Genomic DNA, 255 nt, shown 5'->3' on the forward strand with positions numbered 1-255 from the left:
TCTTTTAAAACTTGGAATGTAGCGAGCGTTTGAGATTATCCATCTCGACGTGTCGTTGAGGCTAAGGCGGGGACTTCGAGTCCCTAAAAATTGAGTCGTATGTTCGCGTCGTTGGATTTGTACCCCATCGACACGGCATGTAACTCCGAGGCGACTTGGGGTTATATGGTCAAGCGAATAAGCGCACACGGTGGATGCCTTGGCGGTCAGAGGCGATGAAGGACGTGACAGCCTGCGAAAAGCGCGGGGGAGCTG

The 255-nt window shown here is 52.9% G+C and carries 1 rRNA gene; it reads left to right on the forward strand.

What is annotated here, in order from left to right:
- Positions 1-167: 167 nt before the first annotated feature.
- Positions 168-255: ribosomal RNA gene (locus tag IB242_RS20280) — 23S ribosomal RNA — on the forward strand; the annotation flags it as partial.

The sequence above is a fragment of the Xanthomonas sp. XNM01 genome (assembly GCF_014851915.1).
In the GTDB taxonomy this organism is placed as follows: domain Bacteria; phylum Pseudomonadota; class Gammaproteobacteria; order Xanthomonadales; family Xanthomonadaceae; genus Pseudoxanthomonas.